This window comes from Primorskyibacter flagellatus (assembly GCF_048268605.1).
GTDB lineage: Bacteria > Pseudomonadota > Alphaproteobacteria > Rhodobacterales > Rhodobacteraceae > Primorskyibacter > Primorskyibacter flagellatus.
Map to the genome: position 1 here is coordinate 341185 of NZ_JBLWVF010000001.1, position 22245 is coordinate 363429.

Below are 22245 nucleotides of genomic sequence, written 5' to 3' on the forward strand. Positions count from 1 at the left end.
GGCGGGCGCGTGTGCGGCCCGTCTTGTCCCGCCTCGCAACGCTTGCTATCACGCAGATCTGACACAGACAGGCAAGGGTCCCTCATGCGCGCAGACGTTCAGAATTCCGTCGAGAAGATCGAGAAGTCGCTCGAACTTTTGCGGCAGCGAATGAATTGGGAAACCGCGCCGCACCGGTTGGAAGAATTCAATGCGCGGGTTGAAGACCCGGACTTGTGGAATGATCCCGATGCTGCACAAAAACTGATGCGTGACCGTCAGATGCTGGTCGATGCCTTTGACACCCACAATGCCATCCAGCAGGATATGCGCGACAATATCGAGATGATCGAACTGGGCGAGATGGAAGACGATCAGGAGGTCATCACCGACGCCGAGGACGCGCTGCGCAGCCTTGAAAAGCGGGCTGCCCAGAAAGAGCTGGAGGCGCTTCTGGACGGCGAGGCCGACGGCAACGACACGTTTCTGGAGATCAACGCAGGGGCGGGTGGCACGGAATCCTGCGACTGGGCCTCGATGCTGGCGCGGATGTTTGTCCGCTGGGCCGAAAAGCATGGCTACAAGGTCGAGTTGCAATCGGAATCTTCTGGCGATGAAGCGGGGATCAAATCCGCGTCCTACAAGATTTCCGGCACCAATGCCTATGGCTGGCTGAAATCGGAATCCGGTGTGCACCGCTTGGTGCGGATCTCGCCATTTGATTCCGCTGCCAAACGGCATACTTCGTTTTGTTCGGTCTGGGTCTATCCGGTCGTCGATGACAATATTGATATCGAGGTCAACCCGGCTGACATTCGCGTCGATACCTACAGGTCGTCCGGCGCAGGCGGACAGCACGTCAACACCACCGATTCCGCGGTGCGGATCACACACACACCCACGGGCATTGTGGTGACGAGTTCGGAAAAATCTCAACACCAGAACCGCGATATAGCGATGAAAGCCCTGAAATCACGGCTCTACCAGATGGAACTGGACCGCCGGAACGCCGCCATAAACGAGGCGCATGAGGCCAAGGGAGATGCTGGCTGGGGCAATCAGATCCGGTCATATGTGCTGCACCCCTACCAGATGGTGAAAGATCTGCGCACGCAGGTCGAAACTTCGGACACCAAGGGGGTGCTGGACGGCGATCTGGATCAGTTCATGGCGGCGACGCTTGCGCAGAAGGTATCGGGCAAGAGCCGGTCAGAGGCGCAGGGCGAATAAATTGCGAGGGTTGTCTGCGCGACCGACGTCGTGCAGTTGAGTATTTGGACCAAGAAGACGCATAGGGCGTGTGGATGGGGCGATCCTGGGTGGGGCCAGCCGATGCCTCTTGATCCTCGCGTGATTTGACGCTCCAATAGATGTGGAAACAGCGCGCGCACCTATTGGGGGATGGTCTTATGCCAGAGACGCCACAATTGGGCTTGCCGCCCTTTGGTCCGATCGAATTTTCCATGTTGAGAGAGGCGCTGAGGCGCGGGTTTTCCGATATACTTCGGGCGCCGGGCTTTGCGCTGGTCTTCGCGGGGTTCTATGTGTTGGGCGGCTTGACAATGGCCTGGATCACCTGGACGACCGGGACCACGTTTTGGCTTGTGCTGGCAACGATCGCCTTTCCACTGCTTGGTCCTTTCGCGGCCGTTGCATTTTATGACGTCAGTCGCCGTTTGGAGCAGGGGCAACCGCTGGACTGGATGCAGATCGTCAGCGTCATCTTGCGGCAGTCACGCCGTCAATTGCCGTCGATATGCGCCATCATCGTGATGGTTTTCCTGTTCTGGTTCTTTCTTGCGCATATGATCTTTGCGCTGTTTCTGGGACTGAGCACGATGACCAATGTCTCAAGTTCGGTTGAGGTGTTTCTGACGACTCGCGGGCTTGCGATGCTGGCCGTCGGCACGTTGGTGGGGGCCGGCTTTGCCTTGTTGCTTTACATGATCACCGTGATGGCGTTGCCATTGTTGCTGGACCGGGAAGTCGATTTTGTGACGGCAATGATCACGAGCTTTCAGGTGGTCGCCCAGAACCCGGTGCCGATGCTGTGCTGGGGCGGGTTCATCGCGGCACTGACCTTTGTCGCGATGTTGCCGGCGTTTCTGGGCCTGTTCTTGGTGCTGCCCTTGTTGGGACATGCCACCTGGCATCTATATCGGCTGATGGTCGAGCGCGGAATAGCGGCTGAGGAAGGGACGGGCGCGCTAGTGTCTGCATGACGCCGATTGCATCGTGGCCCGCCCTGCGCCCCTGACATTACCTGAACGGATCGTTCACACGCAGATGGGTGCGGTGATAGGTCAGCAGATCTTCAGCGCGCACGAAGCCCGAGCCTCGCGCGGCTTTCAATACATCACGCAGATCCTGACCGAGATGTTCATAGACCTGACGCGCAACGCGGCGGCCGGACATCGATTCGCGCACTGTTCTTGTTGCGTAACCGATCCAGAAATTATTCTCGAAGGAGGGTTCGCGCGCGAGGAAGTTGAACGAAAAGGTAAGCGAGTTGCGGCGGCTGATCAGTGACGCGACGCCGCCTTCCTGGGGCACCATGAAACCACGAAATTCTCGGGTCCGTGCATCGGTGCTGAGACCCTGCTGGCGCATTGCCTCTTTTGCTTCGTAGCCACGGATAAACGTGTAATCGTCCTCGCGGTAGACATAGACCAAGCCTTGCACGAACATCTCGTCATCCGTGAAGCTGCGCCGGGTGAACCGATAGAAACCCGGCGGAAACATGGCTTCGTCAACCCTTGTGCTGCCCGCGCCGACAAAATCCGCGATCTCGGGATGGTTCAAAAGGTCGTGCTTCACAGTGCTGATCTGGCAGACGGGTTCCAGCAGGATGCGCGCGTCGACCCTGAAGAAGCTGCAAATCCTGTGCAGGACATCCGGTCGGGGAAAGCTTTCGCCGGTGAGGTATCTGTTGAATTGTGTCCGGTTGATCCCCAGATCCCTGCAAAGACCTGAAATCGACGCGGCTTCTTTGGTCAGCTGACGCAGGTTGGCACCCAGCATGTTGCGTAAATCGGACGGACTTGGTGCTGGATGCCCATTTCTCTTTGGCCTCGCCATCGGCTATTCACCCTCGGGTTGATTTGATAGATCGTAATTTAACCAATAGTTCTAAACTAATCATTTATACAGTAATTATTGACGTCATATAGCATCACATCTGTTGCTATATGGCACCAACCTTGAAGCCAAACGACACAAAAAGCAAGACCGCGACGCTTGGAAAATCATGTGCAGCCGCATCGAATTGTTCGAAACTTAAGAAAAGTTCGAAGGTATAGTAACAATGAGCTGTAAAAGCATGTTTGGAGTTGTTTTGTGGAGTGACGCGAAGGATCGCAAGGCAGTGATCTGGTGCGAGGATCACGGCGACTTGGCGTATTACGTCGGTGCCGACCAAAGTGCCTTGGACGGTGTGTCACTTGATGCAGGGGATTTGATACAGTTCGATATGCGTCAGGATGCGCATCTGCGTCTGGCGCGTAATCCGCAACTGGTGGTGGAGCAGGAATATCCTGATCTGGCAAGCAAGCTGTCCGCGCCGGTGGCACCCAGATCTCGGCAGCGCAACATGGACAGATTTGTTGCGAAGGCGTCGAACGTTGTTTCGATCGACACCTTCCGTGGCAATGTGGCGATGGCCTGACCTACAGGCCTCGCGACAGGGCAGCGACGCCCGTACGTGCAATTTCCTGTAGACCCAAGGGGCGCATGAGGTCCGCGAAAGCATCGATCTTGTCGGGCGCGCCTGTCAGCTGAAACACAAAGCTTTCCAACGTGCTGTCGACGACATGCGCACGGAAGATGTCTGCAAGGCGGAGCGCCTCGACGCGCTTTTCGCCACTGCCTTCGACCTTGAGAAGCGCCAATTCCCGTTCGACAAACGGTCCTTCGACGGTGAGGTCATGCACCTTGTGCACCGGAACGATCCGGCCAAGCTGTGCCTTGATCTGTTCAATCACCTGAGGCGTGCCAGTGGTCACGATGGTGATCCGGCTGAGATGGCCGGTATGGTCCACCTCTGCCACGGTCAGGCTTTCGATGTTATAACCTCGTCCCGAGAACAAGCCGATGACGCGGGCCAGCACGCCCGCTTCGTTGTCGACCAGAATGGCGAGCGTATGTTTTTCGGTAACATCCGAAAAGTTGGGACGCAGGTTATAGGCCGAATGCTTGTTCGAACCCTTCTTGATGTGTAGCGCGGACATATGAACTTCCTTTCCGGCGGGGGCCGCTTCCAAGGCTTTTTGCAACAAGCCCTGGAATGGTTTTCCTGAAAACTAAAGCGGTGCTGGATCAGACCAGCACGGCACCCTTGGTTCCGATGGCGTCCTTGAGTGAGACCTCACCCAGAAGCATCTTGTTATGCGGCTCGCCCGACGGGATCATCGGGAAGCAGTTCTCGTGCTTCTCGACAAGGCAGTCAAAGATGACCGGACCGTCATGGTCCAGCATTTCCATGATTGCGTCGTCAAGATCGGCCGGATCCTTGCAGATGATGCCTTTTGCGCCAAACGCTTCGGCGAGCTTCACGAAATCGGGCAGGGCTTCCGACCAGCTTTGCGAATAGCGTTCGCCATGCAGCAACTCCTGCCACTGACGCACCATGCCAAGGCGTTCATTGTTGAGGATGAACTGCTTGACCGGCAAGCGGTATTGCACCGCAGTACCCATCTCTTGCATGTTCATCAGCCAGGATGCTTCGCCGGCGACATTGATCACAAGCGCGTCCGGATGCGCGATCTGCACACCGATGGAGGCGGGGAAGCCGTAGCCCATCGTGCCCAGCCCGCCGGAGGTCATCCAACGATTTGGGTCCTCGAAATTGAGATACTGCGCAGCCCACATCTGGTGCTGGCCAACTTCGGTGCAGATATAGCGGTCACGATCCTTGGTCAGTGCCTCCAGCCGGGACAGGGCGTATTGCGGCTTGATGGTCTTTTCGTCCGAGGCGAACTTGAGGCAATTCACCTCTTTCCACGTCTCGATCTGACGCCACCATTTGGCCACGCCTTCCGAATTGACCTTGCGGCCACGGGCTTTCCAGACCTTCAGCACATCCTCAAGAACATGGCCGATATCGCCGACAATCGGCATGTCGACATGGATGACCTTGTTGATCGAGGATGGGTCGATGTCGATATGCGCCTTGCGCGATTTCGGGCTGAACGCGTCGAGCCTGCCGGTGATGCGGTCGTCAAACCGCGCGCCGACATTGATCATCAGATCGCAGCCATGCATCGCGAGGTTTGCCTCGTAGAGCCCGTGCATGCCCAGCATCCCCAACCATCCCTTGCCGGAGGCAGGATAGGCACCCAGACCCATCAGCGTGGAGGTGATCGGAAAGCCGGTCGCGTCCACCAACTCTCGCAAAAGCTGGCTGGCACCGGGACCGGAATTGATGACCCCGCCGCCGGTATAGAAAACCGGACGTTGGGCCGTTTCCAGCGCCGCAACCAGTTCCGTGATCGTTTCCATGTCGCCTTTGACCTGCGGCTGATAATGGCCGACGGGCGTCTTGGAGGGCGAGACATAGGCCGCGCTGGCAAATTGTACATCCTTGGGGATGTCGACCAGAACCGGGCCGGGGCGGCCGGATGTCGCGACGTGAAACGCCTCGTGGATCTTTGCCGAAAGATCGGCGGTATCCTTCACCAGCCAGTTATGCTTGGTGCAGGGGCGTGTGATGCCAACGGTGTCGGCCTCCTGAAAGGCGTCTGAGCCGATCATGAAGGTGGGCACCTGGCCCGTCAGAACGATGATCGGGATCGAATCCATCAGCGCATCTGTCAGCCCGGTGACCGCGTTCGTGGCGCCGGGGCCGGACGTCACAAGAACAACACCGGGCTTGCCGGTGGACCGGGCATAGCCTTCGGCTGCATGCACCGCACCTTGTTCGTGGCGCACCAAGATATGACGAATGGCATTTTGTTGGAACACCTCGTCGTAAATCGGTAGCACGGCGCCACCGGGATATCCGAATACTGTATCCACACCCTGGTCGATCAGGGCCTGAACCACCATTTTCGCTCCGGTCATCTCACGTGTCATTGCCTTGCTCCGTTTTGCAACGAGATCACTTCGTTTTCTTTACGCACAAAAAAAGCCCCCGAGGGTCAACCGGGGGCGCATGGGGAACCAACAAGGTTGCCGTTACCGGCCCATGCGCCTTTCATCTAGAATTACGACTAGCGATTCCATCCTTGGGGCCCTTTTTTCCACGTGCGGAACCTTATGCATTTGCAGCAAAGGGACGTCAACCTGCTGTGTGGATAAAATGTCGTCACGGCCGCTGGTTTCGCAACTTTATTTCCGCAGTGGCAGAGATTATCCTATGTCATTGGAACCTAAGGGCGGGCGGCGCGTTCGTTTACCAACGGAGAGATTCAAGACATGGACAGAGGCCACGACGCGCAAACCCCTACGCAAATCCCATTGCGGGGCTGGTGGGACATTCTCAAGCGCGTCTACAAGGGTATGCTGGAAGACAATCTGGGGCTAATCGCCGCCGGATGCGCTTTTTATGGATTGCTTGCATTATTTCCCGCGATCACGGCGATCATGGCGATTGCCGGGCTGGTGTCGCAGCCGGATATTGTCGTCGAGCAGTTAAGCGCCATTACCGAGGGTCTGCCGGAAAATGCGGCCAGTATCATGATCGATCAGGCCGCCGAGGTTGCGGGGGCAAGCTCGTCAGGGCTGACATTTGCTGCATGGATCGGTTTCGCGCTTGCTGTCTATTCCGCGTCACTCGCGGTTCAGGCGCTGATGCAGGGTCTGAACGTCGCTTTCGGAGAGGCTGAGAAGCGGTCGATCGTGCGGATATATTTCATGCGTGTCGTGCTGACACTGGGCCTTATTTTCGGATTTCTGATGGCGGTGGCGGCGGTCGTCGCGTTGCCGGTGGCGCTCAGCTATCTTGCGGTTGGGCCGGTCACGGACTGGCTGGCGCAGGTGTTGCGCTGGCCCTTGCTGCTGATCGCCGCGGGGCTTGGCATTGCGCTTCTGTTCCGTTGGGGGCCAAGCCGGACCCCGGCGCGGTGGCGCTGGATCACGCCGGGGGTCCTGCTCAGCTGCGTGTTGTGGGTCGCGGGCACTTTGGCGTTTTCCTACTACGCGCGCAACTTTGCCGGTTATAATGAAACCTTCGGGGCATTGTCGGGCGTCATTGTCCTGTTGATGTGGATGTGGGTTTCGGCCTTCATCATCCTTCTTGGCGCCGAACTGGACGCCGAGACCGAAGCGCAGACCGCGCAGGACACAACGGTGGGTCCGACTCGTCGGCTGGGACGTCGTGGCGCAAGGGCGGCAAATCGGGTGGGCGGTGTCGCTGTTGATAATGAGCCGCCGCCGGAACATATCGGGCAGGTGTGACCCGTCAGTCGGCGTTGGGGTTCGCCTAATGGCACCGGAGGCCATGTAACATTGGCGGCAGAGGCCCCGGGTCAAGCCCGGGGCGGGTATCGCGAGCGGGGCAGCGCGCAGAGCATCCCAAAGCTCGGGTGGTTGTGCGGACCTCTTGTTGTCTAGGCACCAAATTCGCGTTGGCTTTGCTATAGGTGGAAGCGCAGAGGCCGTCCTGAGCCGTGGCGGGCCGATGTTGTTGTGGCTCCGCCATGGGATCAGCGTTTTGCGGGACGCACACCGGGCAAAGCAATATTGGCAACCTGCTCGGCAATCGGCTCGGTCGACAAGGGATGGCTGTCGGCCTCTATCTGTTCGGGGTCGGGCACTTGTTGCCAGCGATTTTCGCGAAACACTTCCAGCCCGGAAAACCGCGCCTTGTAGCCCATCTTGGCGCTGCCCGGCACCCAGTAACCAAGGTAGACATAGGGCAGACCGGCCTCGCGCGCGATTTCGATGTGATCAAGAATCATGAATGTGCCAAAGCTGCGCCAAGCTTGTTCGGGACGGTAGAAGGAATACACCATGCTGACCCCGTCATCCAGAACGTCCGTCAGGCAGACTGCGGTCAAGGTGTCTTCTTCATCGGCATATTCGATGACCCGCGACCGGATCGGGGTTTCCTCGATCATTGCAGCGAATTCGAACACGTCCATATCGGCCATCCCGCCATCGGCATGGCGTTCGTCCAGATAGGCCCGGAACAGGTCGTATTGCTGTTCCGTGGCCCAGGGTGAGGTTGCCCGACGTTTGAGGTCGGCATTGCGCTTCATTGCCCGGCGTTGACTTTTCGACGGACGGAAAGAGGCGACGTCGATCCGTGCCGAAAGGCAGGCCGCGCAATCGGCACAGGATGGCCGGTACAGCACATTCTGAGAGCGCCGAAAGCCCTGTTTTGACAGGGCGTTGTTCAGTGTCTCGGCCGTCTCGCCCTGAAGGGCGGTGAACAGCTTTCTTTCCATCCGCCCCTCAAGATAGGGGCAGGGTTGAGGAGCCGTCACATAGAATTGCGGGGCGAGAGGAAGAGAGTGGCGCATGTGTGAAACTTCATAAGCTTGTCACAAAGACTAACAACAGTCTTTTCTGTCGCCAACCCCCTAGCGCAGGGACCTTTGGCACCGGGTCAAAGCGCCCGACGATTGATCGCCACCGAGCCCATGAAAATGTCGGTCAGGCCCTGCGCGCGGTCTGTGGTCAGCATCAAGACCATCGACACCAGTTGTGCAGGGGCGAAGGCCCAGGACAGGCTGTAGCCCAGCGTGTGCAGAAAGGCTTGACCAAAATCGAACCGGGCACCTTGTTGGTCGCGCAGTTCCATCGCCATCATCCGCATTCCCCATGTGGCAGAACCGCCGGACAGGGTTGCGACCCGGTAGACGAAGCCAACCACGAGGTAGAGGAAAGGCAGAAAAAACAAACCGGTGAAGGCGGTCAATACCACGGCGGGCACCATCAACGCGAGCGTGATGGCGGTATCGACAACCCAGGCCAATAGCCGTTTCGTCGGGATGCCGGCATAAAATTCCGGCTGCATCGCCGGATCGGGCAGGATGTATCGGGTTTGGGTCATCGTCATCTGTGTTCAGAGCCTCTGGTTTCAATGTACAGAGCGGATCGGCATGGCCGCGCTGGCCATGCCGGAGGGACATTTCGCACCTGGAGGGAGATCAGGCGTTTTCGTCCTCGGTCTTTTGGGTTTCCGCGACGCGACGCGAGCGGTCTTCCATGAACTGGTCGAACTCGGCCTTGTCCTTGGCTTCGCGCAGGCGTTCCAGGAAGCTTTCGAACTGTTCCTGTTCCTCTTCCAGACGGCGCAGCGTATCGGCCTTGTAGGCGTCAAAGACGGCGTTACCGGTTGTGCGCGAGGCCTTGAAGCCTTGGCTCAGCACGGTGCTGCGGGAATTGCGACAGGATTTTCCGAACATTCGTTTACTCCAGATCAGATAGGCAAAAAGGGCGAGGCCGACAGGCCAGAAAAAGATAAAACCGAGTACCATGACGGCAATCCAGGCACCCTTGCCCTTGCTGTCGAGCCACGCTTCGCTGCGCGACAACCAGCTCCGACCGGTGCTGGCATAGGGTTCATAAGCGGCGGCGGTGTTCATCTGTCTCTCCGTTTGCGTGTCAATGTGAAGTGTTTTTACATTATCTAGATTGGCATTGCGGAACGGCTTTGCAAGGGTTTATGTGAATGTGATTTACATTATAAATTTAACATATTGTTATAAATATGAAAAATGGAAAAAAACTAAAAGGACAAGCAGTTTTTTAGTCTGAAATACGTAAGAATATCTGCCTATATCTGGGTAAATTGTGCAGTTTCAGCCCCTGTCAGGCGCATAATCTCTGTTGGGTCGATCTGGAAAATGTGGCGCGGCGTGCCGGCTGCTGCCCAAACCTGATCGAACGCCAGCAGGCGTGGGTCCATCCAGGACCGGATCGGGTTCAGATGACCTACCGGCGCGACGCCACCGATCGCAAAGCCTGTTTGCGTCCGGATCAGCGCCGCATCCGCCTTGTCGAGCGCCTCGCCCGCGACCACACTTGCCTTGTCTGCGTCCACGCGATTGCCACCAGCGGTCAGGAACAACAGCACCTGACCGCTGTTTTGGCCGCGGAAAATGATGGATTTGACGATCTGGTCCACGGCGCAGCCAGCGGCATCTGCGGCTTCCTGTGCGGTTCGGGTCTGACCCATCTCCCGGATGTCCGGAGCGATGCCTGCGGCTTCCAGCGCGGCGCGCACGCGTTTCAATGATTTGGACATAATCCCTCCGGTTATCGCTTGATTGGATGCAATCTGACCCAGGCCGCGCATGGCGGCAAGGCGGATTGACCTCTTTGCACGCGCGGCGCATCTTGCCCGCCATGAGCTTTGCCAATCGGATCACCCGTTGTCCCATCCCGTTCGAGCCTGACCGCGGCACCGACGCCCTTGCATTGACCCCTTGGGCAAAGGGCGATGTCGCGCGGCTGATCGAAGGCACGGCGGGTTGTTCGCCCTATCTGGCAGGGTTGATCGGCAAGGAAACCGACTGGTTGCAAGGCGCGCTGGACGATGCCGAAGGTGTCGCCGGGGCCGAGATTGCACGGCTGAACGAAATGGCGCCCGATGTGCTGCCGGTTGAGCTGCGCCGCGCCAAGCGCCGCATCGCGCTATTGACGGCGCTGGCCGATCTTGGTGGCGTCTGGCCGTTGGAGACCGTCACGGGCACCCTGACTGATCTGGCTGATACGGCCTGCGCCACAGCTTTGCGCGCGACCGTGGGCGCCGAAATCAGGCGCGGCAAACTGCCGGGGCAGGGCGAGGACGATATTGCCACCGCAGGCGGCATGACGGTGCTGGCGATGGGCAAGATGGGCGCGGGCGAGTTGAACTATTCGTCCGATATCGACCTGATCTGCCTGTTCGACGAAACCCGCTATGAGCCGGATGATTTCCACGATGCCCGGTCCAGTCTGGTCCGCGCAACGCGTAAAATGGCGGCGATGCTGAACGATCTGACCGGCGACGGTTATGTCTTTCGCACCGATTTGCGGCTGCGTCCCGATCCGTCGGTCACCCCCGTCTGCATCGCGATGGAGGCCGCCGAACGCTACTATGAAAGCCTGGGCAGAACGTGGGAGCGTGCCGCCTATATCAAGGCGCGTCCCTGCGCGGGCGACATAGAAGCGGGCAACAGGTTTCTGGAGGTGCTGACCCCCTTTGTCTGGCGCAAACATCTGGATTTCGCGGCCATTCAGGACGCGCATGACATGCGGTTGCGCATCCGCGAACACAAGGGATTGGGCAGGGCGATCCGGCTGGAGGATCACAATATGAAACTCGGTCGCGGCGGCATCCGCGAGATCGAGTTCTTTACCCAGACGCGCCAGATCATCGCAGGCGGGCGCGATCCGGATCTGCGGGTGCGGGGCACGGTGCCGGGCCTTTCGGTGCTGTCCGACAAGGGGTGGCTGCCGCGCGATACCTCGGACAAGCTGGCCGCGCATTACCGAAGCCACCGGGAGGTCGAACACCGGGTGCAGATGATCCAGGATGCCCAGACCCATCTGCTGCCTAGTTCGGCGGAGGGGATGTCCCGGCTCGCAGCCTTCATGGGGATGGACGAGGCGGAGATGCGTCGCGAGTTGACGGACAGGCTGACAGAAGTCCACGAGCTGACGGAAGGGTTCTTCGCGCCTGACAGCGACCGGGGCGAAAGCTACCAGACGCAGTTCGAGAATGAAGCCGAGATCACCGCAGCCTGGCCGCGCTATCCTGCGTTGCGGTCGGGGCGCGCCATGTCGATCTTCAAACGCCTGCGCCCCGAGATCATGGCCCGGCTGGCCAAGTCCGGTCGCCCCGACGAGGCACTGGCCGCGTTCGACGGCTTTCTCAAAGGCTTGCCCGCCGGGGTGCAGCTATTTTCACTGTTCGATGCCAACCCGCAGCTTATTGATCTTCTGGTGGATATTGTCGGGACGGCCCCCGCGCTTGCCCGCCACCTGTCACGCAATTCGGGCGTTTTCGATGCGGTGATCGGCGGCGATTTCTTTTCCGTCTGGCCCGGAAAGGCGGCTTTGGTTCGCGAATTGCGCGACCATCTGGCCCGCGAAGACGATTATGAGCGTAAACTTGATGCCACCCGTCGCTGGGGCAAGGAATGGCATTTTCGCATCGGCGTTCACCTTCTGCGCGGGCTAAGCGATGCGGAGGAGGCCGCGCTGCAATATGCCGATCTGGCCGAAGCCTCGCTGTCGGGGCTTTATCCTGACGTGGTGGCGCAATTCGCCGCCAAACACGGCGATCCGCCGGGGCGTGGAGCGATGGTTTTGGGCATGGGGTCGATGGGAGCTGCGCGGCTGCATCCGACCTCGGATCTGGATGTCATCGTGATTTACGATGCCGACGGGGTTGAAAACTCTGATGGACGGCGACCACTGAATGCCCGCAGCTATTATGCCCGGCTGACACAGGCCCTGATCACCGCCGTGACCGCCTCGACTGCCGAAGGGCGGCTTTACGAAATGGATATGCGGCTGCGCCCTTCTGGAAAGCAGGGACCGGTGGCGACCAGTCTGGACAGTTTCAAGGCCTACCAGAGGGAAGATGCCTGGATCTGGGAGCATCTGGCCCTGACCCGCGCGCGTGCCCTGGCTGGGCCAGCTGAGTTGTGCCAGGATGTCGAGGCATTGCGGCGCGAAGTGCTGTCGTCGCCACCGTCGCAAGAGGTGGTTCTGGCGGAACTGGCAAAGATGCGCGCCCGGATTGCGTCAGCCAAATCAAAGGTCAGCGATTGGGATGCCAAGATCGGGGCCGGGCGGCTTCAGGATATCGAACTGGTGTCCCAAGCGGGCGCGTTGCTTGCCGGCAAGGGCCAGCGCCGTGTCCGCGAGGGGCTGAGCGGTGCTGCGAATAGCGGGTGGTTGACTGCAAAGGATGTCGTGACATTGCGCGAAGCCTACGCGTTGTGCTGGTCGCTGCAACTGGCTTCGCGACTGTTGTCGGAGGCACCACTGGATGTGTACGATCTTGGCGCTGGTGCCGGCACATTTCTGATGCGGCTGACAGAGGCGGACACCATCGCGGGTCTGCGCGACAAGCTGGACACGTTGACGGGGGCCGCCGCGAGGATCATAGACGAGGCGCTGCCAATGGTTGACGAAAAGGAAAGGCGTGACGATGAAGGGTGACGCGATTGACCCCAAGGGTCTGATACAGGAATCCTACCGGATTGAAGGCATCAGCTTGGAAGAATGCCGGTCCATCTTCATGGATTGGGCGTTGGCCCTGCCGGTGGACGCGGACACGTCTTCGAATATCGGACTGTTGCTTGACCGTTACGCGTCGGGCCGCGCGGATCATCCCATGACGCAGGTTTTGACCGAAGGCTTGGCAGAGAGGACCACGGCTCGGCGCCGGGGCGGATGGCGCGGGCGGCGTCAATCATCGTAAGGGGCGGCGGCTGCGCTCGATATGGTGCCTGAGGGAGGTCAGAAAGTTTTTGACGCGTCTCGGAACCGTCCCTGCGAGGATGCCGTCGATCCAGGCTCTGCTCCAATCGCCGTCTGGCTCACATTCCGCCAAAAGGTCAAGGCGCTTTTCGTTCTCCGCCTTGGAAAGTGGGAACCGACCTGCCGAGACCAGCATGGCCCGCAGCGACTGTACCTCGCGGGCGTTGCGGAAAGTCTGCATCATCGGGGCGAACTGGGCCGGGTTTTCGCGCCAGCCGCGCCCTTCAAACAGTTCTTGTGTCACAAGCTGCCCTGCGCCCAGACAATCATAGCGCGCACATCCTCCGAACCCCTCCTCTTCAAGGGACTCGTGGATGCTGCATAGATAGTCATCGCGCAGATTGGGGCAGGGCACATCTGCGGGCTTGTCGATTGCGAAATCGTCAGATGAATCGAAGGCGAACGCGACACAGCATAGCCCGACACAGTTCGCGCAATCCGCGCGGAAATCTCTTGCACTCAATACCATACAATACCTCTGATGATCGCAAAATAGACCGCGATCAGACTGAATAACTGTATGTGTTTTAACAAGAAGCGCTAATTTTGGTCAAGTATTCGGCAAATTGTCCTTAACGCGCCAGTGCCGCGGCCTCGCGTGCCAGTGCCTCGATCGCTGCCCAATCGCCTGCGTCAATCAGGTTGTTTGGCGCAACCCAGCTTCCGCCAACGCAAAGCGTGTTGGACAAGCCAAGATAGTCCGGCGCGTTTTTCAGTGACACGCCGCCGGTGGGGCAGAATTTCACTTGCGGGATTGGTGCCCCAATGGCTTTCAGCGCCGGGACGCCGCCATTGGCCTCGGCCGGAAAGAACTTCTGGACGGTGTAACCACGCTCCAGAAGGCGCATCGCTTCCGACGCGGTGGCAGCACCGGGCAGGGTGGGCAGATCTGCGGCTTCGACGGCATCAAGAATTCGGTCGGTCGCACCGGGCGAGACACCGAACCGCGCACCTGCCTCAATGGCAGCCGTGACATCTTCGGGCGTCAGCAGCGTGCCGACACCGACATGCGCGCCGTTGACCTTTGCCATCTCGCGGATCGCATCCAGCGCGGCGGGGGTGCGCAACGTGACCTCCAGCGCGGGCAAACCGCCCGCCACCAGCGCCTCTGCCAAAGGGCGGGCGATCTTGGCATCTTCGATCACCAAAACCGGAATGACAGGGGCGAGGCGGCAAACCTCTTCAGTGCGTTTGCTGGCGTCTTGAGGAGTCATCATCATTCAAACCTGTTGCTGTTGGAGGCAATTGGAATAGCGTTTACCGCAGGAGCGCGCGATGCTGGAAACTGACGAAAGTTTCATGTCTTGCGCGATTGAGAATTTGAAGGCAGCGTTAGCGGTTGCCTTCAGGCGTGTCAAATTTGCTGTGACGGCAAGAGGCTCATACAACAACCCCGGCACCGGTGGCGGCGATGCCCGCGTTACGGCGGAAAACCTCGAACAATTCGCGCCCGACGCCATGGCCGTTACCGGTAAGATCCGCGGTGACAACCTCGCGGCTGTCGAAATCGGGTGCAAGGCACTCGATCTTGCCATTGGTCGCATCGACGCGAATGATGTCGCCGTCGCGCACCTTTGCCAGTGGGCCGCCTGCGGCGGCTTCGGGGCTGATATGGATGGCGGACGGCACCTTGCCGGATGCGCCGGACATACGACCGTCCGTAACAAGCGCCACTTTCAACCCGCGATCCTGAAGCACGGCAAGCGTCGGCGTCAGCCCGTGCAGTTCAGGCATGCCATTGGCTTGCGGTCCCTGAAAACGCACCACGACAATCGTGTCGGTGGTGATCTCTCCGGCCTTGAAGGCGACCTTGACGCTGTCCTGATCGTGAAAGACGCGGGCAGGAGCCTCGATCACCCGACGTTCTGGCGCAACGGCTGAAACCTTCATCATGCCGTGACCAAGGTTGCCATACATCTGCGCAAGACCACCTGACGGCTGGAACGGGTCGGTCACAGGGCGCAGGATTCGCTCGTTCTGGCTTTCGCGCGGACCGGGTTCCCAAATGACGCGGCCATCCTTCAACTTGGGTTCCTGAGCGTAGAGCGCCAGACCATCGCCCGCGATTGTCTTTGTGTCGGGATGCAGCAGGCCCGCCTCCAGCAACTCGCCGATCATGTAGCCAAGCCCGCCGGCCGCGTGGAAATGGTTCACGTCCGCCAATCCGTTGGGATAGACCTTGGCCATCAGCGGCGTGACGGAAGACAGCTCGTCGAAATCCTCCAATGCCAGATGGATGCCAGCGGCACGCGCCATGGCGGGAAGGTGCAGCACAAGGTTGGTCGACCCGCCTGTTGCCATCAGGCCGACAATGCCGTTCACAAAGGCCTTTTCGTCCAGTACGTCGCAAACCGGACGGTAATCATTGCCAAGTGCGGTGATCTCCAGCGCACGTTCGGCACCCGCAACGGTCAGCGCATCGCGCAGCGGCGTGCCCGGATTGACGAAGGACGCGCCGGGCAGGTGAAGACCCATGAACTCCATCAGCATCTGGTTGGAATTGGCGGTGCCGTAAAACGTGCAGGTGCCGGGCGAATGATAGCTTTCCATTTCGGCCTTCATCAGCGCGTCACGGCCAACCTCGCCCGTGGCAAATTTCTGGCGGACCTTGGCTTTCTCGTCATTGGGCAGGCCCGAGGGCATCGGACCCGCTGGCAGGAAAATGCCGGGAATATAACCGAAGGTTGCCGCAGCGATCACCAGTCCGGGAACGATCTTGTCGCAGACACCCAGATAGACCGCCGAATCGAACACGTTGTGAGACAGCGCCACGCCGGTCGCCAATGCGATCACATCTCGCGAAAACAGCGACAGTTCCATCCCGACCTGGCCCTGCGTGACCCCATCGCACATCGCGGGCACACCACCGGCCACTTGCGCAGTGCCACCTGCGGCGCGGGCGGCATCCTTGATAATCGCGGGATAGGTCTCGAACGGTTGATGCGCGGACAGCATGTCGTTGTAGGCGGTGACAATGCCGATATTCGGCACGCGGCCAGCGGCCAGTGTGTCCTGGTCGGACAGGGCGGCAGCAAAGGCGTGGGCCTGATTGCCACAGGTCAGATGCGCGCGGCGCGGGCCTTCTTCGGCAGCACGACGCATCTTGTCCATATAGGCGGTGCGGTGATCGGCGGATCGGTCTTCGATCCGCTTGGTGACACGGGAAACGGTGGCGTTGAGGCTCATGTCGGGCTCCAGTGACAGGGGAGTTTTGCTGATGATCTAGTTTAGTTAGCGCTAACAGTAAAGGCAAAAGGGCATCGGCTGTGTCATCTATGCGGCAGTCGCGAAGAAACTGTCTTCACTTTGTGCTATTGCCAAGAGATGCGTGCCGCGTCGAACGATACGTTTACGATAAGTAATTAGAAGTCTCGTGATGGAGGTCAGTTTGATGACTGTTCAGGAATGTAACAATGATGCGGGCTCGGCGTCAGGCGATGTAGCCTGCCTCGCAATAGTCAGCCCGTGGCGAAATAACCGATGACCATTGCGCTAATCTGCTTCGATACAGTGCTTTCAGATCCGGTTGAAATTTCATCCACTTGTCGTAATTTTATCGGTGACGAAATGCGATCCTGAACATCCCATGGAATCCTAATTGACAGACGGTCGGTTAATAACGTCTTCGCGATGTCGGCCACGCATCAACTGTGAGAAAACTGCCATGACTCTAAGCTCGGTAAAACTGTCCAAACGCCTATTGCGCTGCAAGGCCGGGGTCTTTGCCTGTGCTCTGGTGGCTTCACCTGCCTTCGCTGGTGCCTTGTCCGACCCGGTTGTCGAGCCAGCGGTCACGGCACCCGCCGCAGTTCAAGCCGCGACGCACCCATGCGTCAGATATATTGATAACCTGGTCTGGTGGGACCGCGGCACACGGGCGTTTGTCACGCAAATCCAGACCAGAACCGGTGGCGACCGACGCACCGCAGCGCGGCTTGCACGTCAATATTGTCGCGAATCCAAGCTAAAAAACCCGTACGCACAACGCAATCTTGATGCGGGGATTGCGGCCGCAGCGATCGTCCCTTCCAACAGCTAGGCAAAATTTCGAGTAAACTAATGAGTGAGAGACACATGACAATAGTAACAAAGTCCGGACTGATGCTTGTGGGCGCGATCGCTTTGGCGGGATGCACTTCACCTGAATATTTCGAAACCGAACCGGTTCAGGTGCAGACAAAGCAAGGTGTGGTTACCTGCCAGCTTTACACAAAAGAGGTGCTGGATTGGGATCGCTCGATCAATCGACCCAGCACTATGTCTGTCGAGTTGGCAGATCAGGTTTGCAAGGCCGAAGGTGCTGCGCGCAAGCAAAACTCCTGATTGCACCGCAGATGGGCGTGTCATTGCGGTCATGTGATCGGATTTGGCATGCCTGTGTCGGCGGATGCTACATTCAGGCTGTGTTGCAAATCCACATTATGCAATCGGGAAAGCGCGGCGTGCCGGTTGGGCTTTCCCCCGCGCGCCGGCGCGCGTAAGAGGTGGGCATGACATTGCCCACATTGCCCGTAATCCGCCTTCGTCCCAACGCCAACGTCCGTGCGATCCGCCGCGGCGCGCCTTGGGTTTTTGCCAATGAAACGGTGCTTGACCGCCGGACCAAGGCGCTTGCGCCAGGAACCATCGCGGTGCTGGAGGATGCCGAGCGCGCGCCTCTGGCGATGGTCGCGGTCAATCCCGCGTCAAAAATCATCGCCCGGATTCTGGGGCCAGCCGATGCTCCGGTGCCGGATGTCGACTGGTTCGTGGCACGGCTGAAGCGCGCATTGGATTTGCGCATCCGGTTGTTCGATGCTCCGTTCTACCGCCTTGTCCATGCAGAAGCGGACGGCCTGCCGGGCGTCATCATCGACCGGTTCGGCGATACTTGTGTGATTCAGCCCAATGCCGCATGGGCGGACCTGCTTCTGGACGATCTGGCCGAAGCCTTGGTGCGCGTGACCGGTGTCACTTGCGTTCTCAAAAGCTCTGGTGGGCGCGGCAGACAGCTGGAGCGGCTGGACGATGTCAATGCCGTGTTGCGCGGATCCGCGCCAGACGCCGCGGTTCCGGTCGAGATGAACGGAGCCACTTATATGGCCGACCTCACCAGCGGGCAGAAGACCGGGCTTTTCTATGACCAACGTCCAAATCACGCCATGGCCGCGCGCCTGTGCCACGACGCACGGGTTCTTGATGTGTTCAGCCATGTTGGTGGCTTTGCTCTGGCAGGGCTGGCAGGCGGTGCGGCCTCTGCATTGGCTGTTGACGCGTCGGCCCCGGCATTGGCATTGGCTGCCGAAGGGGCGGAACGAATGGGCGCTTCGGACCGGTTCGCAACCCGGCGTGGGGACGCGTTTGAGACGCTTGCGGCCTTGGCGACAGAGGCTGAACGGTTTGATGTGGTGATCTGTGATCCACCCGCATTTGCGCCAAGCAAGCCGACATTGGAGGCAGGGCTGCGCGCCTATGAGCGCATTGCACGTCTGTCGGCGGCGCTTGTGGTAGAGGGCGGCTATCTGGTGCTGTGTTCGTGCTCCCACGCCGCTGATCTTGAGAAATTTACCGGTGCCTGCCTGCGCGGTATTGGCCGCGCCGGACGGCGGCCGGTTTTGCTGCATACCGGCTTTGCCGGACCGGATCATCCGCAACTGCCGCAGCTGATCGAAAGCGGCTATCTCAAGGCGTTGGTTTTCCGCCTGTGAGGGTACTGATCGACGCCTGTGTCCTGTATCCGACGGTGATGCGGGAAATGGTGTTGGGCGTTGCCGGACAGGGCGTATTCGAGCCGCAATGGTCGGCGCGATTGCTGGAAGAATGGGCGTTGGCCGCGCGGAAGCTGGGGCCCGAAGGCGAGGCGTTGGCGCGTGGCAAAATCGCGCTCTTGCAAGCGGCCTGGCCGCGAGCCGAGGTGAAGGTGCCTGAAGGTCTGATGCGCCGGTTATGGTTGCCGGATCCAAATGACATACATGTTCTTGCCGCCGCGATTGCAGGTTCGGCCGATGTGATCCTGACGATGAACGCCAAGGATTTTCCCTGTGGCTTGTTGGCCGAAGAGGGCCTGTCCCGCGCCGATCCGGACGGATTTCTGCTTGGCTGTTTCGAGGCGGAACCAGAGCCAGTTTGCAAGGTGGCTGACGCCGTGCTGGCCGAGGCGTGCCGTTTGTCAGGGGAGCATTGGGACACGCGTCGCTTGTTCAAGAAAGCCCGTTTACCACGTTTGGGTAAAGCGTTGGCGGCTTGACCGAAGCGACGGTTCGTTTCCGGAGACGGGGGGATCGGCGGCTTTGCGACGCGGTTTGCTAAGTTGACGGATGCGGTGATCTTGATGAATGGCCGAAGCGAGGGGCCAGCCCCTCGCGCTCCCCGGAGTATTTTTGCCAAGAAGAAGATGCAGACCGAATGTCGGGTATCTTTTCAGCCTTGCCAGCGAGACGACAGGCTTTGGATGGCGGCGATGCGTTCGGATGTTTTCGGGTGGCTCATCAGCCAGGCAGGGACCGCGCCGGAACGCGCAGCGGTGAGGGCATCGAGTTTTTCAAAAAGCGAGATTTGCGGGGCTGTGCCGATGCCGGTTTTGGTCAACAGGGCAGCGGCATAGGCGTCTGCCTCGTATTCGTCGCCGCGGCTGAGGCGTGCAGCAAGCAGGCTGGTCAGCGCATTTGCGATCATCACGCCGATACCGGGCAAGAAACGGCTGAGCAGCAACGCAAGAGCGGTGCGCAACGCGTTTTGACCGGAAAAATCGATCATTCGGCGGCGTGTGTGACCAAGGGCAACATGTCCCAATTCATGCGCGATGACCGAGGCGAGCTCCTCTGCTGTGACCTCGCCGGACTCGTATTTCCGGTAGAAACCTCGGGTGATGAAGATGCGTCCGTCAGGGGCGGCCAATCCGTTCACCGGGTCGATCTCGTAGATATGGACACGAATGCGCTTCAGATCGAGCGCGGTTGCCAATCGGTCCGTTATCGACTTGAGACGCGAGTCCGCCAATTCTGTCGATCTTGCGTCAAGCTCTTTGCGGGTGCGCCACGCCGAGAAATGGTACATCGCGAACGCGTAGAGCAAGGCAAGAAGGATCGGGGTGAACTTCAGCATAGTCCTGATATGGGGCGCGCGCGCCCTTGCGGCAAGCGTCAAATGGCGCGCGCGGGACTTCTTTAGATCAGTTTGGCATCCAGAGTGATCTCGGTGCCTTTGAACAGTTTGGAAATCGGGCAGCCTTCTTTTGCGGCGTTGGCGGCCGTTTTGAAGGCGTCCTCGTCCATATCGGGGATCTTGGCCGTCATATCCAGATGTACTTTCTTGACCGCAAAACCATCGCCGTCCTTGTCGAGCGAGACTGTGGCGGTGGTGTTGATCTCGTCGGCTGTGGCACCGTGATCTGCGAGAACAAGTGACAGCGCCATCGAGAAACAGCTGGCATGTGCTGCCCCGATAAGCTCTTCGGGGTTGGTGCCGGGCTGGCCGTCGAACCGGGTGTTGAAACCGTAAGGCTGATCGTCAAGCGCGCCGGATTCAGTCGAGACGTGACCCTTGCCGCTTTTCAGATCTCCGGACCATTTGGCGGATCCTTTTTTGGTAATCATCAGTACACTCCTTTTTTGGTAAATCGCTTGCAGTCGCAAGTTCAACGCCCGGAAGCGCGATACCGTTCCGGCGAGCGGCCGAATTGTTCAGCGCGTCAGGCTGCGCATCCCGCGTTCCAGCCCTTCAAGCGTCATCGGCACCATGTTGTCCTCGAATATTTCGCGGATCATCGCGATGGAATGCGTGTAATCCCACTGTCTTTGCGGCACCGGGTTGAGCCAGAGGTTGGAAGGCCATTGTTCGCGCGCGCGCGTCAGCCAGGTCTGACCGGATTCGGCGTTCCAGTGTTCGTTGGCACCGCCGGGATAGGCGATCTCGTACGGGGACATCGAGGCATCCCCGACAAAGATGCATTTGTAGTCCGACCCGTAGGTGCGCAGCACGTCCTGCGTTGGGGTCTGAGCGTTCCAGCGACGGCGATTGTCGCGCCAGACGCCCTCATAGAGGCAGTTATGGAAGTAGAAATATTCCATATGCTTGAATTCGGCCCGCGCTGCGCTGAACAGCTCTTCGACGACGCGGATATGCGCGTCCATGCTGCCGCCTACATCAAGAAACAGCAAAACCTTGACGGCATTGCGACGTTCCGGGCGGGTCTGCACGTCCAGATAGCCATGCTCGGCGGTCGACCGGATCGTGCCATCAAGGTCAAGCTCGTCCGCCGCGCCATCGCGTGCCCACCGGCGCAGACGTTTCAGGGCGACCTTGATGTTGCGTGTGCCCAATTCGATTGAATCGTCGAGATTGCGAAATTCGCGTTTGTCCCAGACCTTGACCGCGCGCTGGTGGCGGGATTTGTCTTGGCCGATGCGCACGCCTTCGGGGTTATAGCCATGTGCCCCAAAGGGCGAGGTACCGCCGGTCCCGATCCACTTGTTGCCGCCCTGATGTCGGCCCTGCTGCTCTTTCAGGCGCTCACGCAGGGTTTCCATCAGCTTGTCGAACCCGCCAAGCGCCTCGATTTCAGCGCGTTCCTCGGGCGTCAGGTGTTTCTCGGCGCGTTTTTCCAACCAGTCGGCGGGCAGGTCCACCGCTTCCAGAACCTGATCGAGGGTGATGTTTTCCAGCCCCTTGAAGGCGGCGGCAAAAGCGCGGTCGAACTTGTCGATGTTGCGTTCATCTTTCACCATCGCGCTGCGGGCGAGATAGTAGAAACCCTCGACATCATAGGTCGCAAGGCCCGCTTTCATCGCCTCCAGAAAGGTGAGATATTCACGCAGGGAGACCGGTACGCCCGCGTCCCGCAGCTTTTCGAAGAACGGAACGAACATG

The 22245-nt window shown here is 59.3% G+C and carries 22 protein-coding genes; 9 read left to right on the forward strand and 13 right to left on the reverse strand.

Features of this window, described 5'->3' with window-relative positions; translation table 11 throughout:
- Positions 1 to 84: 84 nt before the first annotated feature.
- Together prfB and ACN0WV_RS01640 are read left to right on the forward strand one after the other, a co-directional pair.
- Positions 85 to 1209 (forward strand): peptide chain release factor 2, encoded by a 1125-nt coding sequence (gene prfB, locus ACN0WV_RS01635; protein WP_084349814.1) that lies wholly within the window; start codon positions 85 to 87, stop codon positions 1207 to 1209.
- 179 nt (positions 1210 to 1388) lie between these two features.
- Positions 1389 to 2201, forward strand: coding sequence for a DUF2189 domain-containing protein (locus ACN0WV_RS01640; protein WP_417603295.1), 813 nt, complete (start codon positions 1389 to 1391; stop codon positions 2199 to 2201).
- A 37-nt stretch (positions 2202 to 2238) separates the two neighbouring features.
- Here the strand turns inward: ACN0WV_RS01640 and ACN0WV_RS01645 are convergent, their stop codons facing one another.
- Positions 2239 to 3000, reverse strand: coding sequence for a helix-turn-helix domain-containing protein (locus tag ACN0WV_RS01645; RefSeq protein ID WP_417603297.1), 762 nt, complete (start codon positions 2998 to 3000; stop codon positions 2239 to 2241).
- Positions 3001 to 3298: 298 nt separating this feature from the next.
- Between ACN0WV_RS01645 and ACN0WV_RS01650 the strand changes: the two genes are divergently transcribed.
- Positions 3299 to 3643: a hypothetical protein gene (locus ACN0WV_RS01650; RefSeq protein WP_084349817.1), complete on the forward strand. Its 345-nt coding sequence runs from the start codon at positions 3299 to 3301 to the stop codon at positions 3641 to 3643.
- A gap of 1 nt (position 3644) precedes the next feature.
- Here ACN0WV_RS01650 and ilvN read toward each other — a convergent pair whose 3' ends face one another.
- Positions 3645 to 4205 (reverse strand): acetolactate synthase small subunit, encoded by a 561-nt coding sequence (gene ilvN, locus ACN0WV_RS01655; protein ID WP_084350271.1) that lies wholly within the window; start codon positions 4203 to 4205, stop codon positions 3645 to 3647.
- Between the two features lie 88 nt (positions 4206 to 4293).
- The gene (locus ACN0WV_RS01660) at positions 4294 to 6048 is read right to left on the reverse strand and encodes an acetolactate synthase 3 large subunit (RefSeq protein ID WP_084349818.1); all 1755 of its coding nucleotides are present in this window, start codon (positions 6046 to 6048) and stop codon (positions 4294 to 4296) included.
- Between the two features lie 342 nt (positions 6049 to 6390).
- Between ACN0WV_RS01660 and ACN0WV_RS01665 the strand changes: the two genes are divergently transcribed.
- Positions 6391 to 7371 (forward strand): YihY/virulence factor BrkB family protein, encoded by a 981-nt coding sequence (locus ACN0WV_RS01665; protein ID WP_417603301.1) that lies wholly within the window; start codon positions 6391 to 6393, stop codon positions 7369 to 7371.
- A gap of 248 nt (positions 7372 to 7619) precedes the next feature.
- Here ACN0WV_RS01665 and ACN0WV_RS01670 read toward each other — a convergent pair whose 3' ends face one another.
- The 4 genes from ACN0WV_RS01670 to ACN0WV_RS01685 form a co-directional block, all read right to left on the reverse strand.
- Positions 7620 to 8438: an arginyltransferase gene (locus ACN0WV_RS01670; RefSeq protein WP_417603303.1), complete on the reverse strand. Its 819-nt coding sequence runs from the start codon at positions 8436 to 8438 to the stop codon at positions 7620 to 7622.
- A gap of 86 nt (positions 8439 to 8524) precedes the next feature.
- Entirely contained in the window at positions 8525 to 8971 is a 447-nt protein-coding gene (locus ACN0WV_RS01675; RefSeq protein WP_084350272.1) for an RDD family protein, read from the reverse strand.
- Positions 8972 to 9068: 97 nt separating this feature from the next.
- Positions 9069 to 9506, reverse strand: a complete 438-nt coding sequence (locus ACN0WV_RS01680; protein ID WP_417603306.1) for a DUF2852 domain-containing protein — start codon at positions 9504 to 9506, stop codon at positions 9069 to 9071.
- A 191-nt stretch (positions 9507 to 9697) separates the two neighbouring features.
- On the reverse strand, positions 9698 to 10168 hold the full coding sequence (locus tag ACN0WV_RS01685; RefSeq protein WP_417603308.1) for a YbaK/EbsC family protein: 471 nt from the start codon (positions 10166 to 10168) through the stop codon (positions 9698 to 9700).
- 101 nt (positions 10169 to 10269) lie between these two features.
- On the opposite strand from ACN0WV_RS01685, the gene ACN0WV_RS01690 reads away from it, so the two are divergent.
- Both ACN0WV_RS01690 and ACN0WV_RS01695 read left to right on the forward strand, forming a co-directional pair.
- Entirely contained in the window at positions 10270 to 13077 is a 2808-nt protein-coding gene (locus ACN0WV_RS01690) for a [protein-PII] uridylyltransferase family protein (protein WP_417603310.1), read from the forward strand.
- Positions 13067 to 13339, forward strand: coding sequence for a hypothetical protein (locus tag ACN0WV_RS01695; protein WP_084349822.1), 273 nt, complete (start codon positions 13067 to 13069; stop codon positions 13337 to 13339). Before ACN0WV_RS01690 ends, ACN0WV_RS01695 begins: the two co-directional genes overlap by 11 nt.
- Here the strand turns inward: ACN0WV_RS01695 and ACN0WV_RS01700 are convergent.
- From ACN0WV_RS01700 to edd, 3 genes are all read right to left on the reverse strand, one after another.
- Positions 13331 to 13861, reverse strand: a complete 531-nt coding sequence (locus ACN0WV_RS01700; RefSeq protein WP_417603312.1) for a hypothetical protein — start codon at positions 13859 to 13861, stop codon at positions 13331 to 13333. The two genes, ACN0WV_RS01695 and ACN0WV_RS01700, sit on opposite strands and share 9 nt — an antisense overlap.
- Positions 13862 to 13970: 109 nt before the next feature.
- Positions 13971 to 14612: a bifunctional 4-hydroxy-2-oxoglutarate aldolase/2-dehydro-3-deoxy-phosphogluconate aldolase gene (gene eda, locus ACN0WV_RS01705; RefSeq protein WP_417603819.1), complete on the reverse strand. Its 642-nt coding sequence runs from the start codon at positions 14610 to 14612 to the stop codon at positions 13971 to 13973.
- Between the two features lie 166 nt (positions 14613 to 14778).
- Positions 14779 to 16584: a phosphogluconate dehydratase gene (edd, locus tag ACN0WV_RS01710; protein ID WP_417603314.1), complete on the reverse strand. Its 1806-nt coding sequence runs from the start codon at positions 16582 to 16584 to the stop codon at positions 14779 to 14781.
- Between the two features lie 888 nt (positions 16585 to 17472).
- Here edd and ACN0WV_RS01715 point away from each other — a divergent pair.
- The 3 genes from ACN0WV_RS01715 (at position 17473) to ACN0WV_RS01725 (ending at position 19624) form a co-directional block, all read left to right on the forward strand.
- Positions 17473 to 17721: a hypothetical protein gene (locus tag ACN0WV_RS01715; RefSeq protein ID WP_143514454.1), complete on the forward strand. Its 249-nt coding sequence runs from the start codon at positions 17473 to 17475 to the stop codon at positions 17719 to 17721.
- Between the two features lie 167 nt (positions 17722 to 17888).
- Positions 17889 to 19085 carry an RSP_2647 family RNA methyltransferase gene (locus tag ACN0WV_RS01720; protein ID WP_417603316.1) on the forward strand — a complete coding sequence of 399 codons (1197 nt, stop codon included), beginning with the start codon at positions 17889 to 17891 and terminating at the stop codon, positions 19083 to 19085.
- Positions 19082 to 19624 carry an RSP_2648 family PIN domain-containing protein gene (locus tag ACN0WV_RS01725; protein ID WP_417603318.1) on the forward strand — a complete coding sequence of 181 codons (543 nt, stop codon included), beginning with the start codon at positions 19082 to 19084 and terminating at the stop codon, positions 19622 to 19624. The genes ACN0WV_RS01720 and ACN0WV_RS01725 overlap by 4 nt, the downstream gene beginning before the upstream one ends.
- A 173-nt stretch (positions 19625 to 19797) precedes the next feature.
- On the opposite strand, the gene ACN0WV_RS01730 is transcribed toward ACN0WV_RS01725, so the two are convergent.
- The 3 genes from ACN0WV_RS01730 to ACN0WV_RS01740 all read right to left on the reverse strand — a co-directional run bounded on the left by ACN0WV_RS01730 (position 19798) and on the right by ACN0WV_RS01740 (position 22244).
- The gene (locus tag ACN0WV_RS01730; RefSeq protein ID WP_084349828.1) at positions 19798 to 20481 is read right to left on the reverse strand and encodes a M48 family metalloprotease; all 684 of its coding nucleotides are present in this window, start codon (positions 20479 to 20481) and stop codon (positions 19798 to 19800) included.
- Between the two features lie 62 nt (positions 20482 to 20543).
- Complete coding sequence (locus ACN0WV_RS01735) at positions 20544 to 20972, reverse strand: OsmC family protein (RefSeq protein ID WP_417603320.1); 429 nt, start codon at positions 20970 to 20972, stop codon at positions 20544 to 20546.
- Positions 20973 to 21059: 87 nt separating this feature from the next.
- A complete protein-coding gene (locus ACN0WV_RS01740; RefSeq protein WP_417603322.1) occupies positions 21060 to 22244 on the reverse strand; it encodes a vWA domain-containing protein in 1185 nt (394 codons plus the stop codon).
- Between the last annotated feature and the right edge of the window lies 1 nt (position 22245).